The sequence below is a fragment of the Streptomyces sp. NPDC039480 genome, assembly GCF_055597165.1.
On sequence record NZ_JBVITX010000016.1, the window covers coordinates 12,234 to 28,454 of the forward strand.

Sequence of the window (16,221 nt, forward strand, 5' to 3'; positions counted from 1 at the left end):
GTTTGTTTGTGTTCGATTCTGTTGGGTTGGTGGTGAGGAGACCCGCACGTGAAGAAGACCTCGACCCGTCTCGCCGACGGTCGCGAGCTCATCTACTACGACGCGCGTGACGACGCGGTCCGCGAGGCCGTCGACCGGCGCCCGCTCGACCCCGTCTCGACCGCGTCGGAGATCCGCAGGGACCCCCTCCTCGGCGACTCCGTGGCCATCGCCTCGCACCGCCAGGGCCGCACCTACCACCCGCCGGCCGACCAGTGCCCCCTCTGCCCCTCCGCCGGGGACCGGCTCAGCGAGATCCCCGACTCCGCGTACGACGTCGTGGTCTTCGAGAACCGCTTTCCCTCGCTCGCCGGCGACGCGGGCCGCTGCGAGGTCGTCTGCTTCACCTCCGACCACGACGCGTCCTTCGCCGACCTCACCCCCGCACAGGCCGGACTCGTCCTGGAGGCCTGGACCGACCGCACCGCCGAGCTCTCCCACCTGCCCTCCGTCGAGCAGGTGTTCTGCTTCGAGAACCGCGGCGCCGAGATCGGCGTGACCCTCGGCCATCCGCACGGGCAGATCTACGCGTACCCCTTCGTCACCCCGCGCACGGCGCTGATGCTCCGCTCGCTCGCCGCGTTCAAGGAGGCGTCCGGCGGCCGGAACCTCTTCGACCACATCGTCGCCGAGGAGAGCGCGGGGGAGCGGGTCGTCCTGGAGGGCGAGCACTGGATCGCCTTCGTGCCGTACGCCGCGCACTGGCCCTACGAGGTGCACCTGTACCCCAAGCGCCGGGTGCCCGACCTGCTCGGCCTCGACGAGGCCGCGCGCACAGAGTTCCCACAGCTCTATCTGGAACTCTTGAGGCGCTTCGACCGGATCTTCGCCACCGGGCAGGCCCCGACCCCCTACATCTCCGCATGGCACCAGGCGCCGTTCGGCACCCTCGACGGATATGAGGGGATCAATCGGGATGATGTCGCCCTGCACCTCGAACTTTTCACGATTCGCCGCACTTCGGGCAAGCTGAAGTTCCTCGCGGGTTCCGAATCCGGCATGAGTGTGTTCATCAACGACGTGCCGCCGGAAGCCGCGGCCCAGCGACTGCGAGAGGTAGCGAGTTCATGAGCGGTAAGTACCTGGTCACCGGTGGAGCGGGCTACGTGGGAAGCGTGGTGGCCCAGCACCTGCTCGAGGCCGGGCACGAGGTGACCGTCCTCGACAACCTCTCGACCGGCTTCCGCGAGGGCGTCCCCTCGGGCGCGGCGTTCATCGAGGGCGACATCCGGGATGCCGCCAAGTGGCTGGACTCCTCGTACGACGCCGTGCTGCACTTCGCCGCCTTCTCGCAGGTCGGCGAGTCCGTCGTCAAGCCCGAGAAGTACTGGGACAACAACGTCGGCGGCACCATGGCGCTGCTCGCCGCGATGCGCGACGCCGACGTGCGCAGGCTCGTCTTCTCCTCCACCGCCGCGACCTACGGCGAGCCCGTGAGCACCCCCATCACGGAGACCGACCCGACCGCCCCCACCTCCCCCTACGGCGCCTCCAAGCTCGCCGTCGACCACATGATCACCGGGGAGGCGGCCGCGCACGGCCTGGCCGCCGTCTCGCTGCGCTACTTCAACGTCGCGGGCGCGTACGGCGACTGCGGCGAGCGCCACGACCCCGAGTCGCACCTCATCCCGCTGGTCCTCCAGGTCGCCCAGGGCAGGCGCGAGGCGATCAGCGTCTTCGGCGACGACTACCCGACCCCCGACGGGACCTGCGTCCGCGACTACATCCACGTCGCCGACCTCGCCGAGGCGCACCTCCTCGCCGTCGCGGCCGCCACCCCCGGCGAGCACCTCATCTGCAATCTCGGCAACGGCAACGGCTTCTCCGTCCGCGAGGTCATCGAGACCGTCCGCCAGGTCACCGGCCACCCCATCCCCGAGGTGCTCGCGCCGCGCCGCGGCGGCGACCCGGCGGTCCTCGTCGCGTCCGCCGCCACCGCACGCGAGAAGCTCGGCTGGCAGCCGTCCCGCGCGGACCTCGCGGGCATCGTCGCCGACGCCTGGGCGTTCGCCCGGCGCTGACCCGCCCGACCGAAACACCGGACCAAGGGGTAACTGATGGACGTAGCGCGGCAGTTCGCGGAGCTCTACGGGTACGAGCCGACGGGGGTCTGGTCGGCCCCCGGCCGGGTCAACCTCATCGGCGAGTACACGGACTTCAACGAGGGCTTCGTGCTGCCGCTCGCGCTGCCGCACACCGCGGTCGCGGCGGTGGCGCGCCGCACCGACGGCGTGCTGCGGCTCCACTCGGCCGACATCGACGCCCCGGTCGCCGAACTGCGCGTGGCCGAGCTGACGCCCCTGTCGCGGTACGGCCAGGGCGGCTGGGCCGCCTACCCGGCGGGCGTGGTGTGGGCGCTGCGGGACGGGGGCCACGACGTCTCCGGGGGCGCCGACATCCACCTCGCCTCGACCGTGCCGACCGGGGCCGGCCTGTCCTCGTCGGCCGCCCTGGAGGTCGTCACGGCGTTCGCCCTGAACGACCTGTACGAACTCGGCCTGGACGCACCGCGGTTGGCGGTCCTCGCCCAGCGCGCCGAGAACGCCTTCGTCGGCGTGCCGTGCGGCGTGATGGACCAGATGGCCTCCGCGTGCGCCACGGAGGGCCACGCCCTGCACCTGGACTGCCGCGACCTCTCCCTGCGCCAGGTCCCCTTCGACCTGGCGGCACAGGGGCTGAAGCTCCTCGTCGTCGACTCGCGCGTGAAGCACGCCCTCGGAGACGGCGCCTATGCGGAGCGGCGCGCCGGATGCGAGGCGGGCGCGCGGGCGCTCGGAGTCTCACACCTGCGCGACGTCCCGTACGCCGAACTCCCGGATGCCCTCGACAAGCTGACGGACGACAAGGTCCGCCGCTATGTCCGGCACGTCGTGTCGGACGACCACCGGGTCGAGCAGGTCATCGCGCTCCTGGCCGCCGGCGACGTCCGTGCGATCGGGCCCGTCCTCACCGAGGGCCACGCCTCGCTCCGCGACGACCTGCGCATCTCCTGCCCGGAGCTGGACCTGGTGGTGTCCACCGCGAACGCGGCGGGCGCGCTCGGCGCCCGGATGACCGGCGGCGGCTTCGGCGGCTCGGCGGTCGTCCTGGTGGAGTCGGCGGACGAGGACACGGTATCCAAGTCGGTCCTGGAGGCCTTCGCCGCGGCGGGCTACACGGCGCCGCGCGTGTTCCCGGCGGTGGCGTCGGCGGGCGCGCGCCGGGAGGCTTAGGCCAGGCCCTGGGCGAGCCGCTTCGTGAGCGTGAACTCCTTGACGCCCTCGGGGTAGTCGGGGATCACGCTCACCAGCTCGTACCCCTGGTTCCGGTAGAAGCCAGGGGCCTGGAAGTCCCAGGTCTCGACACGGGAGTTGCGGCAGCCGCGCTCCTCGCGGGCCATCCGCTCCGCCTCCGCCAGGAGCCGGGAGCCGAGGCCCGCGCCGCGGTGGCGGTCGTCGACCCAGAGGTGGTTCACGTGCAGCCAGCGCGCCCAGGTGTGCGCGGCGAGACCGGCCGCGAGCCCGCCGGCCGCGTCCAACGCCCAGACCGCCAGCGGCACTTCGAGGTCGTCGCGGGTCCCGCGCAGGGCGCGGAGCTCGGGTGATGCCGCCGTGTTCGTCTCGCGCAGCCGTGAACGAAGCAGACCCAGCCGCTCTTTGTCGACTCCTGTCTCCATACGAAACATACGGCTCACCATAAACGCGTCGGCCAATCAGTTCTGCAAATCGCCTTCCGCTCCTGGCGTCCGGCCCTACTCTGAAGGGCAGTGCCGGTGGGGGCCGGCACTGATCAGGGGGCGAGACAGTCGGGTACGACGCCCGGCGTGGGGGTGGCGGTCACAGCACGGCGGCGGCCGTGCGACTGTGTCGACCCTCCCTACCGGGCGCCGTACCCGCACCAGCCGTTCTCCGATGACGGGGTATCCCCAGCTCCTTGCGGGAGCGCGGGGAAGGGGGTTTCTGTGGTTCGCATTCGAGTTCTGGTCGTCGACGACCACCGCATCTTCGCCGAGTCGCTGGCCGCCGCGCTCGCGGCCGAGCCCGACGTCGACGTGTCCGCGGCCGGCAGCGGCCCCGCCGCGCTGCGCTGCCTGGAGCGGGCGGTCACCGAAGGCCGCAGATACGACGTGCTGCTCGTCGACGCCGACCTCGGCAGCACCGCGAGCGCGCTGCAGAGCACCCGGCCCGCCGTTCCCGTCCAGGACGGCAACGCCGACGGGCTCGTCGACGGCATCTCGCTGGTCGCCGGCGTCCGCTCCGGCCAGCCCGCCGTGCGCACCGTCGTGCTCGCCGAGAAGGACGACCCGCGCCGCGCGGCCCTCGCGCTCCAGGCCGGGGCCTCGGGCTGGGTCGCCAAGGACTGCTCGCTGTCCCGCCTCCTCACGGTCATACGGGGAGTGCTCCGGGACGAGACGCACCTCCCGCCCGCCCTGCTCACCGGCGTCCTGCGCGAGCTGACCGCCGCCCGCAAGCACCGCACCGAGTCCGAGCGCCTCGTGGAGTCCCTGACCCCGCGCGAGCGCGAGGTGCTGCGCTGCATGGTGGCGGGCCTCGGCCGCAAGGCCGTCGCCGAGCGCCTCTTCCTCTCCCCGCACACGGTCCGTACCCATATGCAGAACGTGCTGGGGAAACTGGGCGTCCACTCCACCCTCGCCGCGGTGGCGCTCGCCCGGCGCGCGGGCGTCGGCCCGGCCGACCTAGCCGGGGATGTTGTCGAACGGGGCGGTCAACTGGCGTAGCAGCCCCGCCAGCTCACCCCGCTGGGCGCGGGAGAGCTCGGCGAGGATCGCCCGCTCCTGCGCCAGGAGACCCGCGAGGGCCTGGTCCGCGCGGTCCCGGCCCTCGGCGGTGAGGCGCACGAGGACGCCGCGCCGGTCGCTCGGGTCGGGCAGGCGCTCCACGAGGCCCTTCTTCGCGAGCCGGTCGATGCGGTTCGTCATCGTGCCGGACGTCACGAGCGTCTGGGTCAGGAGCTGGCCGGGGGAGAGCTGATAGGGCGCGCCCGCGCGCCGCAGCGACGTCAGCACGTCGAACTCCCAGGGCTCCAGATTGTGCTCGGAGAACGCGAGTCTGCGGGCGCGGTCCAGGTGCCGCGCGAGCCTGCTCACGCGGCTGAGCACCTCGAGTGGTTCCACGTCGAGGTCCGGGCGCTCCCGGCGCCACGCTGCGACCAGCCGATCGACCTCGTCCTCCATGACGATCAGTGTAGGGGGTCTGTCGACATGAAGTCTCTTGACGTCAAGATACCTTGGGTTCAGGATGGCGGAAGACCCCCGTCACCCGAGGAGGCCCGCCCCATGCCCGCAGCCGCCCCGACCTGGGACCCGCACCAGTACCTGCGCCACGCCGGCCACCGGTCCCGCCCCTTCGCCGACCTCCTCGCCCGCGTACCCGAGCTGCCCGCCTCCGGACGGCCGCCCCGCGTCGCCGACCTGGGCTGCGGTCCTGGCAACGTCACCCGGCTCCTCGCCGAGCGGTGGCCCACCGCGCACATCACCGGGTTCGACAACTCACCGGAGATGCTGGCCCGCGCGGACCGGCTGGCCGGTCCCACCGCCGGGGGCGGCCGCCTCGACTTCGCCCCGGCCGACGCCACGCAGTGGACACCGGCCCCCGGGACGTACGACCTGATCCTGTCCAACGCGACCCTCCAGTGGGTGCCGGGCCACCCCGACTCCTTCCCCGCCTGGATCGACGCCCTGACCCCCGGCGGCACGCTCGCCTTCCAGGTCCCCGGCAACTTCGACGCCCCCAGCCACGTCCTGATGCGGGAACTCTGCGGGTCCGCCCGCTGGCGCGACCGCCTCGGGGACGTCCTGCGCCACGCGGACGCGGTGCTCGCGCCGGGGGCGTATCTGACGCGCCTCGCGGACCTCGGCTGCGAGGTCGACGCCTGGGAGACGACGTACCAACACCTCCTCACGGGCACCGACCCGGTCCTCGACTGGGTCAAGGGCACGGGCCTGCGCCCGGTCCTCACGGCCCTGGCCGACGACCCGGAGGCGACGGAGGCATTCCTCGCGGAGTACGGGGAACTGCTGCGCGGGGCGTACCCGGCGACCGCTCACGGCACGGTTTTCCCATTCCGGAGGGTGTTCGCGGTGGCCCGCAAGGAGGCCTGAGGAATGAGGGCGGGTGGGTGGGGAAACCCGCCGCGAAGCGGCGGGGCCCTTCGGGCGGGAGGAGCAGGCCCAGTAGGGGGGGGCGACGTCAGCTCTTCCGGTGACCTATCAGACGCGGCTTCGGCTCCAAGCCGTCCAACCCGTGCCACGCCAGATTCACCAGATGCGCCGCCACCTCCGCCTTCTTCGGCTTGCGGGCGTCCAGCCACCACTGGCCCGTCAGCGCGACCATGCCGACCAGCGCCTGCGCGTACAGCGGCGCCAGCTTCTGGTCGAAGCCGCGGCCCTTGAACTCCTGGCCCAGGATGTCCTCCACCTGCGTCGCGATGTCGGAGATCAGGGAGGCGAAGGTGCCGGTGGACTGGGCCACCGGCGAATCGCGGACCAGGATGCGGAAACCGTCCGTGTACGTCTCGATGTAGTCGAGCAGGGCGAACGCCGCCTGTTCGAGGAGCTCCCGGGGGTGCCCGGCGGTGAGCGCGCCCGTCACCATGTCGAGGAGCTGCCGCATCTCGCGGTCCACCACGACCGCGTACAGCCCCTCCTTGCCGCCGAAGTGCTCGTACACCACGGGCTTGGAGACGCCGGCCTTCGCGGCGATCTCCTCCACCGACGTGCCCTCGAACCCCTTCGCGGCGAACAGCGTGCGACCGATGTCGAGGAGCTGCTCCCGGCGCTCGGCACCCGTCATCCGGGTCCTGCGAGTGCGCCGGGGCTGCTTCTCTTTGCCGGCAGGGCCTGAATTGCTGGAGTCGGTCGCCACGTCGTCCATCATGCCGCGTCAGCGGCCTGCGGCTGGCGGCGGGCGTCGATGCGCGACTTCGACGGCCACCGCACGTCGTACGCCCAGCCGAGCCGCTCGCACCAGCGGATGATCCGCGCCGACGAGTCGATCTGGCCCTTCATCACACCGTGCCGCGCCGACGTCGGGTCGGCGTGGTGGAGGTTGTGCCACGACTCGCCGCAGGACAGCACCGCGAGCCACCACACGTTGCCCGAGCGGTCACGCGACTTGAAGGGCCGCTTGCCCACCGCGTGACAGATCGAGTTGATCGACCACGTGACGTGGTGCAGCAGGCAGACGCGGACCAGCGAGCCCCAGAAGAACGCCGTGAAGGCACCCCACCACGACATCGTCACCAGACCGCCCACCACCGGCGGGACGGCCAGCGACACGATCGTCCACATCAGGAACTGCCGCGAGATCCGGCGGATCGCCGGGTCCTTCATCAGATCCGGCGCGTACTTCTCCTGCGACGTCCGCTCCTCGTCGAACATCCAGCCGATGTGCGCCCACCACAGCCCCTTCATCAGGGCCGGGACGGTCTCGCCGAAGCGCCAGGGGGAGTGCGGGTCGCCCTCGGCGTCCGAGAACTTGTGGTGCTTGCGGTGGTCGGCCACCCAGCGCACCACGGGGCCCTCCACCGCCAGTGACCCGGCCACCGCGAGCGCGATCCGCAGCGGCCGCTTCGCCTTGAAGGAGCCGTGCGTGAAATAGCGGTGGAAGCCGATGGTGATGCCGTGGCACCCCAGGAAGTACATGAAGACGAGCAGGCCGAGGTCCAGCCAGCTCACCCCCCAGCCCCAGGCCAGCGGCACCGCCGCGACCAGGGCCAGGAACGGGACGGTGATGAAGAGGAGCAGGGCGATCTGTTCGACCGAACGCTTCCGCTCACCGCCCAGCGTCGCGGGCGGCGGCGAGTCGGCCGGGCCGGTCGCCCGCGGAGCGTCTTGGATCACATCGGCGTCGGAGTACGCATCGGAGGTTGTCGTCATGGGCACGTCCCCTATGGGGTCGAGGGCTGGGGTGGGAGTAGTGCACGGGCACGGTTCCTGCAACGGCTGCGATACCACGTTACCTACGGTTCCGTAACCTACGGCAACGTAAGTATGGCAGGACGGATCTCCGGGGCAAGAGCCCGCGAGGTCCGTGCCCGAAGTGACACCTATCCTTGGACACGGTCGGACAGCGCGGTCCGCTCTGTATCTCCCCGGGTTCCCACGGAACCCCCTCCCAGTCTTGAAGCGCTTCAACACTGCAAGGAGCCGCACCTGTGAGCAGTGCCGACGACCAGGGCCAGCAGGCCGCAAGCACCGCCAGCGCCGAGCTGCGCGCCGACATCCGCCGCCTCGGCGACCTGCTCGGCGAGACCCTCGTACGCCAGGAGGGTCCCGAACTCCTCGAACTGGTCGAAAAGGTCCGCCGTCTGACGCGCGAGGACGGCGAGGCCGCCGCCAAGCTCCTCGGCGGCACGGAACTGGAGACCGCGGCCAAGCTGGTCCGCGCCTTCTCCACCTACTTCCATCTGGCGAACGTCACCGAGCAGGTCCACCGCGGCCGCGAGCTGCGCGCCCGGCGCGCCGCCGAGGGCGGCCTCCTCGCCCGCACCGCGGACCGCCTCAAGGACGCCGACCCCGAACACCTGCGCCAGACCGTGCAGCACCTCAACGTGCGCCCCGTCTTCACCGCGCACCCCACCGAGGCCGCCCGCCGCTCCGTCCTCAACAAGCTCCGCCGCGTCGCCGAGCTCCTGGAGACCCCGGTCATCGAGTCCGACCGGCGCCGCCACGACACCCGACTGGCCGAGAACATCGACCTCGTCTGGCAGACCGACGAACTCCGCGTCGTCCGCCCCGAACCCGCCGACGAGGCCCGCAACGCCATCTACTACCTCGACGAGCTGCACGCCGGCGCCGTCGGGGACGTACTGGAAGACCTCACCGCCGAACTGGAGCGCGTCGGCGTCCAGCTGCCCGAAGGCACCCGCCCCCTCAGCTTCGGCACCTGGATCGGCGGCGACCGCGACGGCAACCCGAACGTGACGCCGCAGGTCACCTGGGACGTCCTGATCCTCCAGCACGAGCACGGCATCAACGACGCGCTCGACATGATCGACGAGCTGCGCGGCTTCCTCTCCAACTCCATCCGCTACACCGGAGCCACCGACGAGCTCAAGGCCTCCCTCCAGGGCGACCTGGAGCGGCTGCCCGAGATCAGCCCCCGCTACAAGCGCCTCAACGCCGAGGAGCCCTACCGCCTCAAGGCCACCTGCATCCGGCAGAAGCTGGAGAACACCAAGCAGCGCCTGGCCAAGGGCACCCCGCACGAGCCGGGCCGCGACTACCTCGGCACGAGCGAGCTCCTCGACGACCTCACCCTCATCCAGACCTCGCTGCGCGAGCACAAGGGCGCCCTCTTCGCCGACGGCCGGATGAACCGCACCATCCGCACCCTGGCGGCCTTCGGCCTCCAGCTCGCCACCATGGACGTACGCGAACACGCCGACGCCCACCACCACGCCCTCGGCCAGCTCTTCGACCGCCTCGGCGAGGAATCCTGGCGCTACGCGGACATGCCCCGCGAGTACCGCCAGAAGCTCCTCGCCAAGGAGCTCAGGTCCCGGCGCCCGCTCGGCCCGTCCCCGGCCCCCGTGGACGCCGCCGGCGAGAAGACCCTCGGTGTCTTCCTCACCGTCAAGAAGGCCCTCGAAGTCTTCGGACCCGAGGTCGTCGAGTCGTACATCATCTCGATGTGCCAGGGCGCCGACGACGTGTTCGCCGCCGCCGTCCTCGCCCGCGAGGCCGGCCTCATCGACCTGCACGCCGGCTGGGCGAAGATCGGCATCGTGCCGCTCCTGGAGACCACCGACGAGCTGCGCGCCGCCGACGTCATCCTCGACGAGATGCTCGCCGACCCGTCGTACCGCCGCCTCGTCGCCCTCCGCGGCGACGTGCAGGAGGTCATGCTCGGCTACTCGGACTCGTCCAAGTTCGGCGGCATCACCACCAGCCAGTGGGAGATCCACCGCGCCCAGCGGCGGCTGCGTGACGTCGCCCACCGCTACGGCGTGCGCCTGCGGCTCTTCCACGGCCGCGGCGGCACCGTCGGGCGCGGCGGCGGCCCCTCCCACGACGCGATCCTCGCCCAGCCCTGGGGCACCCTCGAGGGCGAGATCAAGGTGACCGAGCAGGGCGAGGTCATCTCCGACAAGTACCTCGTGCCGTCCCTGGCCCGCGAGAACCTGGAACTGACCGTCGCGGCCACCTTGCAGGCCTCCGCCCTGCACACCGCCCCGCGCCAGTCCGACGAGGCCCTCGCCCGCTGGGACGCCGCCATGGACGTCGTCTCGGACGCCGCGCACTCCGCGTACCGGCGCCTCGTCGAGGACCCGGACCTGCCGACGTACTTCCTCGCGTCGACCCCGGTCGACCAGCTCGCCGACCTGCACCTCGGCTCCCGGCCCTCCCGCCGGCCCGGCTCGGGCGTCTCGCTCGACGGTCTGCGCGCCATCCCGTGGGTCTTCGGCTGGACCCAGTCACGGCAGATCGTGCCCGGCTGGTTCGGCGTCGGCTCGGGTCTGAAGGCCCTGCGCGAGGCCGGTCTCGACACCGTCCTCGACGAGATGCACGAGCACTGGCACTTCTTCCGCAACTTCCTCTCCAACGTCGAGATGACGCTCGCGAAGACGGACCTGCGCATCGCCAGGCATTACGTCGACACACTCGTCCCGGACGAGCTCAAGCACGTCTTCGACACCATCGAGGAAGAGCACGAGCTGACGGTGCGTGAGGTCCTGCGGATCACGGGCGGGGACGAACTCCTCGGCTCCCACCCGGCGTTGCAGCAGACCTTCGCGATCCGCGACGCGTACCTCGACCCGATCTCGTATCTTCAGGTCGCGCTCCTGAAGCGGCAGCGGGATGCGGCGGCCGCGGGGGAGGAGCCTGATCCGTTGCTCGGGCGGGCGCTGTTGCTCACCGTCAACGGTGTGGCGGCGGGGCTCCGGAACACGGGCTGACCTGCCCTCGGCTCATGCGACAGGGCCCCGCATCGCTTCGGTGATGCGGGGCCCTGTCGTGTCTCGGCTGCGGGCTCGTCGTGGCCGGTCGCGCAGTTCCCCGCGCCCCTGACTCGACCGGCGCGACCGGCGACGCAGTCTGAGCGGCCTCAGGAGTTGTATGTGCTCTGGGCGCGTTCCAAGCCCTCGATGATCAGGGCCTCCACCGCGTCCGCCGCCCGGTCCACGAAGTAGTCCAGCTCCTTGCGTTCCGTCGACGAGAAGTCCTTCAGGACGAAGTCCGCGACCTGCATCCGGCCCGGCGGGCGACCGATGCCGAACCGCACCCGGTGGTAGTCGGAACCCATCGCCTTCGTCATCGACTTCAGACCGTTGTGGCCGTTGTCGCCGCCGCCCAGCTTCAGCCGCAGCGTGCCGTAGTCGATGTCCAGCTCGTCGTGGACCGCGACGATGTGCTCCGTCGGGACCTTGTAGAAGTCGCGGAGCGCCGTCACCGGGCCACCGGAGACGTTCATGTACGACATCGGCTTCACCAGGATCACCCGGCGGTTCGCGGGGCCGGGCGGACCGATGCGGCCCTCGATCACCTGCGCCTGGGCCTTCCCGGCCCGCTTGAACTTGCCGCCCATGCGGTGCGCGAGCAGGTCGGCCACCATGAAGCCCACGTTGTGCCGGTTCATGGCGTACTCGGGGCCCGGGTTGCCGAGGCCCGCGATCAGCCAGGGGGCGCTGGCGTCGGTCGTCACGTGCATGTCTCCTTCATACGCGGTCCTGCGCGCGTCTCTGACCTCATACACGGCAGCCGCCGCCCCCAGAGGGAGCGGCGGCTGCCGTGCCGAACGTGCGTCGCGAGGCTCAGGCCTCGGCGGCCGCGTCGGCCTCGGCGGAACCCTCGGCCGGGGCCTCCTCGGCCTGCGCCGAGAGGATCTGCAGGACGACGGTGTCCTCCTCGACGGCCAGCGTGGAGCCGGCGGGCAGCGGGATGTCCTTGGCGAGAACCGCGTCGCCGGCGTCCAGACCCGCGATGGAGACGGTGACCGACTCCGGGATGTGGGTGGCCTCGGCCTCGACCGGCAGGGTGTTCAGGACGTGCTCGAGCAGGTTGTTGCCCGGCGCCAGGTCGCCCTCGGTGTGGACGGGGATCTCGACGGTGACCTTCTCGCCGCGCTTCACGATGAGCAGGTCGACGTGCTCGAGGATGCCGATGCGCAGGGCGTCACGCTGGACGGCCTTCGGGATGACGAGCTCGCTGCGACCGTCGATGTCCAGGTTGATCAGGACGTTCGAGGTCTTCAGCGCCATCAGGGTGTCGTGGTGCGGAAGGGCGATGTGGACCGGGTCCGTGCCGTGGCCGTAGACGACGGCGGGCAGCTTGTCGGCGCGACGCAGACGACGGGCCGCACCCTTGCCGAACTCGGTACGGGTCTCGGCGGTGATCTTCACCTCGGACATGTGCACTCCTCGTATATGCAGTGACGGAAAAGAATCGGTCACCCGGCCACGAACGGCCTGCTACGAAGAGCGCGTCGATAACGGACAGCCACACAGAAAAGTGCGGCCTCCCTCGCCGAGCAACTGTGACAGTCTACTCGGCGCGGGAGGCCGCACCAAAAGGATCTTCCGAGCGGGTCCTACTGCTCGTCGAAGAGGCTCGTCACCGAACCGTCCTCGAAGACCTCACGCACCGCGTTGGCGATCGTCGGCGCGATGGAGAGCACCGTGATCTTGTCGAGCTCCAGCTCGCTCGGCGTGGGCAGCGTGTCCGTGAAGACGAACTCGCTGACCTTCGAGTTCTTCAGGCGGTCCGCGGCGGGACCCGAGAGCACACCGTGCGTCGCCGTCACGATGACGTCCTCCGCACCGTGCGCGAAGAGCGCGTCAGCGGCGGCGCAGATCGTGCCACCCGTGTCGATCATGTCGTCGACCAGGACGCAGACGCGGCCCTTCACCTCACCGACGACCTCGTGCACGGTGACCTGGTTCGCGACGTCCTTGTCACGGCGCTTGTGCACGATCGCCAGCGGCGCGCCGAGACGGTCGCACCAGCGGTCGGCCACCCGGACGCGGCCGGCGTCGGGGGAGACCACCGTCAGCTTCGAACGGTCGACCTTCGCGCCCACGTAGTCCGCGAGGATCGGCAGCGCGAAGAGGTGGTCGACCGGACCGTCGAAGAAGCCCTGGATCTGGTCCGTGTGCAGGTCGACCGTGAGGATGCGGTCGGCACCCGCGGTCTTCATCAGGTCCGCGATCAGACGTGCCGAGATCGGTTCACGCCCGCGGTGCTTCTTGTCCTGCCGCGCGTAACCGTAGAACGGCACGATGACCGTGATGGAGCGGGCCGACGCGCGCTTCAGCGCGTCGATCATGATCAGCTGCTCCATGATCCACTTATTGATCGGAGCGGTGTGGCTCTGGATCAGGAAGCAGTCGGCGCCGCGCGCCGACTCCTGATAGCGGACGTAGATCTCGCCGTTGGCGAAATCGAAGGCCTTCGTCGGCACGATGCCGACACCCAGCTTGTGTGCGACCTCCTCGGCCAACTCGGGGTGGGCGCGGCCGGAGAAGAGCATCAACTTCTTCTCGCCGGTCGTCTTGATCCCGGTCACAGCACTGTCTCCTCAGAGAGTTCTTCCCGCTGCCGTACTCACGCGTCCCGGTGCGTCGAGTCGGCCGAATGTGCACTATCACGGTACGCCGTGTCAGACGCACCTGTTTCCGGTCAGCTTTCGCCGGCCGGCTCCCGGGACGCCGCCTCCGCCGCCTTCGCGGCCGCGCTCCCCGGACGCTTACGGGCCACCCAGCCCTCGATATTCCGCTGCTGGCCCCGGGCGACGGCCAGCGAACCGGCCGGCACATCCTTCGTGATCACGGACCCGGCGGCGGTGTACGCGCCGTCCCCGACCGTGACAGGAGCCACAAACATGTTGTCCGAACCCGTACGACAGTGGGACCCCACCGTCGTGTGGTGCTTCGCCTCGCCGTCGTAGTTCACGAAGACGCTGGCGGCACCGATGTTGGAGTACTCGCCGATGGTCGCGTCGCCCACGTACGACAGGTGGGGCACCTTCGCGCCCTCACCGATCGTCGCGTTCTTCATCTCCACATACGTACCCGCCTTGGACTTGGTCCCAAGCCGGGTGCCCGGCCGCAGATACGCGTACGGGCCGACGCTCGCCCGCTCGCCGATCTCGGCGTGGTCCGCCACGCTGTTGTCGACCCGGGCGCCCGCGCCCACCGTCGTGTCCCTCAGCCGCGTGTTGGGGCCCACCTCGGCGCCCTTGCCCACGTGCGTGACGCCCTGCAACTGCGTCCCCGGGTGCACGACCGCGTCCCGCTCGAACGTGACCGTGGCGTCCACCCACGTCGACGCCGGGTCGATGACGGTGACGCCGGCCAGCATCGCCTCCGTCAGGAGCCGGTCGTTGAACGTCCGCCGGGCCTGGGCCAGTTGCACGCGGTTGTTGATGCCCGCGATCTCCTCGTGGTCGTCCGCCACGGCGGCGCCCACCCGGTGCCCGGCCTCGCGCAGGATCCCGAGGACGTCCGTCAGGTACTCCTCGCCCTGGCTGTTGTCCGTGCGGACCTTGCCGAGCGCCTCCGCGAGGAGCCGGCCGTCGAAGGCGAAGACACCGGAGTTGATCTCGCGGATCGCGTGCTGGGACTCGGTGGCGTCCTTGTGCTCCACGATCGCCGTCACGGCGCCGTTCGCGGCGTCGCGGACGATGCGGCCGTAGCCGGTCGCGTCCGGCACCTCGGCGGTCAGCACGGTCACGGCGTTGCCGTCGTCGCTGTGGACGGCGGCGAGCTTGCGCAGCGTCGCGCCGGTCAGGAGCGGGGTGTCGCCGCAGACCACGACGACGGTGCCGTCGACCGGGCCGCCGAGCTCCTCCAGGGCGATGCGGACGGCGTGCCCCGTGCCGTTCTGCTCCGCCTGATAGGCGGTGCGGACCTGCGGCGCGACGGCGCCCAGGTGCTCCCTGACCTGCTCGCTCTGGAAACCGACGACGGTGACGAGCTGCTCGGGCGAGAGCGCGGAGGCGGCGTGGAGCACGTGCCCGATGAGGGAACGGCCACAGATCTCGTGCAGGACCTTGGGCAGGTCCGACTTCATACGGGTGCCCTCACCCGCTGCGAGGACGACGACGGCTGCCGGGCAGGTTGCGCTCACGGGGGATGCCCTTCGGCTTCGGATGGGTTGGGGTTCCTCTGGGGGGAGGACATCCGCAGGATACCGGGGCGTTGTGGGGCGGAAATGAGGGCGGGTCCCGACCTTGACGGCCAGGACCCGGCAGAAAGTGCTCCCCCATCAGGATTCGAACCTGAACAGACGGTACCAAAAACCGCAGTGCTGCCTGATTACACCATGGGGGATGAAACTCGACTAAACCGGACATTAGGTCAAGTCGCCGAGTCGGCACCCAACACTATGCCGTACCAAGCCCCTTCCATGCGACGGTAGAGATCGGCGCTTTGGCGAACGTAGACGATGAGGCAGCCGTGATAGGCCTCCCCGGTGTTCCTCCGGACCGTGCGAGGGTTGTGCCTCTTCAGCGTCGCCCTGTTGAAGGCGGTGGCTTCGACTCCGACGACGCCCGCCCAGAAGGCCTCGGCGGCGGGCACGTCGGCACTCTCGTGGATGCTCAAGCGCAGGGTCAGCCGATCCTTCGTGACGCCCAGCGAGGCGAGCCAGCGCAGGTGGAAACGGATCACGTCCGGGTCGCTGTTGATGAACTGCAGGACCTCGCTGCGGCGGTAGGTCTTGCTCTTGGTGCCCTCGGCCCAATAGAGGGCCACCCCCGCGAGGAAGAGCTCACGCTCCGACAGGTGCCCCACTGTCCGCATCGCGGCCTCCTTCTGCGCTTGGCGTTCCCGCTCCTGCGCGGCGCGCAGTTCGGCGAGACCCGCGTTCATGCGCGTTCTCTGCTCCTCGGGCGTGCAGCGGGGCTCTGGCGAGGGCAGGTCCCGTACCCACAGCGAGACGGAACTCTTGGAGCAACCCAGCTCGGCCTGGATCTCGTTGTACGTCCATCCTTGGAGCCGCAGCTCGCGCGCTCGTCGCCGATGGCTGTCCTTCGCCCTCGGGCGTTTGGTCCACTCCGCAGGAGGCTCGCCCTGGACCAGTCGACTCAGGGTCTCCTTGCTGCGCACGCCGAGCTCGGCGGAGATCTGCCGCAGGCTCAGCCCCGCCCGTCGCAGGGCGACCGCCCTCTCCCGCAGTCCCTCGAAGTCCCCGTACTTGCCCACGCCGCCCTCGACGGGCGTGATCTCTGTCATGGATCGAAC

Annotated in this window: 15 protein-coding genes and 1 tRNA gene; 6 read left to right on the forward strand and 10 right to left on the reverse strand. The window is 70.5% G+C overall.

The annotated features are described in order from the left end of the window. Positions 1–48: 48 nt before the first annotated feature. The 3 genes from galT to galK are packed head-to-tail and all read left to right on the forward strand — an operon-like array spanning position 49 to position 3,251. Positions 49–1,110 carry a galactose-1-phosphate uridylyltransferase gene (galT, locus tag ACZ56E_RS36395; protein WP_471221031.1) on the forward strand — a complete coding sequence of 354 codons (1,062 nt, stop codon included), beginning with the start codon at positions 49–51 and terminating at the stop codon, positions 1,108–1,110. Continuing rightward, positions 1,107–2,060: a UDP-glucose 4-epimerase GalE gene (gene galE / locus ACZ56E_RS36400; RefSeq protein WP_471221032.1), complete on the forward strand. Its 954-nt coding sequence runs from the start codon at positions 1,107–1,109 to the stop codon at positions 2,058–2,060. The genes galT and galE overlap by 4 nt, the downstream gene beginning before the upstream one ends. Positions 2,061–2,096: 36 nt before the next feature. Next, positions 2,097–3,251, forward strand: coding sequence for a galactokinase (gene galK, locus ACZ56E_RS36405; protein ID WP_471221034.1), 1,155 nt, complete (start codon positions 2,097–2,099; stop codon positions 3,249–3,251). On the opposite strand, the gene ACZ56E_RS36410 is transcribed toward galK, so the two are convergent. Beyond that, on the reverse strand, positions 3,248–3,715 hold the full coding sequence (locus ACZ56E_RS36410) for a GNAT family N-acetyltransferase (protein WP_471221240.1): 468 nt from the start codon (positions 3,713–3,715) through the stop codon (positions 3,248–3,250). The genes galK and ACZ56E_RS36410 overlap by 4 nt on opposite strands. A gap of 264 nt (positions 3,716–3,979) precedes the next feature. On the opposite strand from ACZ56E_RS36410, the gene ACZ56E_RS36415 reads away from it, so the two are divergent. Then, the gene (locus tag ACZ56E_RS36415) at positions 3,980–4,756 is read left to right on the forward strand and encodes a response regulator transcription factor (RefSeq protein WP_362998590.1); all 777 of its coding nucleotides are present in this window, start codon (positions 3,980–3,982) and stop codon (positions 4,754–4,756) included. On the opposite strand, the gene tamR is transcribed toward ACZ56E_RS36415, so the two are convergent. After that, the gene (tamR, locus tag ACZ56E_RS36420; RefSeq protein ID WP_125513240.1) at positions 4,715–5,212 is read right to left on the reverse strand and encodes a MarR family transcriptional regulator TamR; all 498 of its coding nucleotides are present in this window, start codon (positions 5,210–5,212) and stop codon (positions 4,715–4,717) included. The two genes, ACZ56E_RS36415 and tamR, sit on opposite strands and share 42 nt — an antisense overlap. Positions 5,213–5,314: 102 nt before the next feature. On the opposite strand from tamR, the gene ACZ56E_RS36425 reads away from it, so the two are divergent. After that, positions 5,315–6,139: a trans-aconitate 2-methyltransferase gene (locus tag ACZ56E_RS36425; protein ID WP_471221037.1), complete on the forward strand. Its 825-nt coding sequence runs from the start codon at positions 5,315–5,317 to the stop codon at positions 6,137–6,139. A gap of 88 nt (positions 6,140–6,227) precedes the next feature. Here ACZ56E_RS36425 and ACZ56E_RS36430 read toward each other — a convergent pair whose 3' ends face one another. Both ACZ56E_RS36430 and ACZ56E_RS36435 read right to left on the reverse strand, forming a co-directional pair. Beyond that, entirely contained in the window at positions 6,228–6,914 is a 687-nt protein-coding gene (locus tag ACZ56E_RS36430; protein ID WP_404751777.1) for a TetR/AcrR family transcriptional regulator, read from the reverse strand. Then, a complete protein-coding gene (locus tag ACZ56E_RS36435; RefSeq protein ID WP_471221039.1) occupies positions 6,911–7,915 on the reverse strand; it encodes an acyl-CoA desaturase in 1,005 nt (334 codons plus the stop codon). Before ACZ56E_RS36435 ends, ACZ56E_RS36430 begins: the two co-directional genes overlap by 4 nt. A gap of 278 nt (positions 7,916–8,193) precedes the next feature. Here ACZ56E_RS36435 and ppc point away from each other — a divergent pair, with 278 nt between their 5' ends. Next, the gene (ppc, locus tag ACZ56E_RS36440) at positions 8,194–10,938 is read left to right on the forward strand and encodes a phosphoenolpyruvate carboxylase (protein ID WP_468610200.1); all 2,745 of its coding nucleotides are present in this window, start codon (positions 8,194–8,196) and stop codon (positions 10,936–10,938) included. A gap of 149 nt (positions 10,939–11,087) precedes the next feature. Here ppc and pth read toward each other — a convergent pair whose 3' ends face one another. The 6 genes from pth to ACZ56E_RS36470 all read right to left on the reverse strand — a co-directional run bounded on the left by pth (position 11,088) and on the right by ACZ56E_RS36470 (position 16,212). Continuing rightward, a complete protein-coding gene (gene pth, locus ACZ56E_RS36445) occupies positions 11,088–11,690 on the reverse strand; it encodes an aminoacyl-tRNA hydrolase (RefSeq protein WP_468610198.1) in 603 nt (200 codons plus the stop codon). Between the two features lie 103 nt (positions 11,691–11,793). Continuing rightward, positions 11,794–12,390 (reverse strand): 50S ribosomal protein L25/general stress protein Ctc, encoded by a 597-nt coding sequence (locus ACZ56E_RS36450; RefSeq protein WP_471221042.1) that lies wholly within the window; start codon positions 12,388–12,390, stop codon positions 11,794–11,796. Between the two features lie 179 nt (positions 12,391–12,569). Further along, positions 12,570–13,544, reverse strand: coding sequence for a ribose-phosphate diphosphokinase (locus ACZ56E_RS36455; protein ID WP_150168841.1), 975 nt, complete (start codon positions 13,542–13,544; stop codon positions 12,570–12,572). Positions 13,545–13,657: 113 nt separating this feature from the next. Continuing rightward, entirely contained in the window at positions 13,658–15,106 is a 1,449-nt protein-coding gene (gene glmU, locus ACZ56E_RS36460) for a bifunctional UDP-N-acetylglucosamine diphosphorylase/glucosamine-1-phosphate N-acetyltransferase GlmU (protein ID WP_468610194.1), read from the reverse strand. Between the two features lie 130 nt (positions 15,107–15,236). Further along, positions 15,237–15,309 (reverse strand) — tRNA-Gln (locus ACZ56E_RS36465). A 27-nt stretch (positions 15,310–15,336) separates the two neighbouring features. Continuing rightward, positions 15,337–16,212 carry a terminase gpP N-terminus-related DNA-binding protein gene (locus ACZ56E_RS36470; RefSeq protein WP_471221045.1) on the reverse strand — a complete coding sequence of 292 codons (876 nt, stop codon included), beginning with the start codon at positions 16,210–16,212 and terminating at the stop codon, positions 15,337–15,339. Between the last annotated feature and the right edge of the window lie 9 nt (positions 16,213–16,221).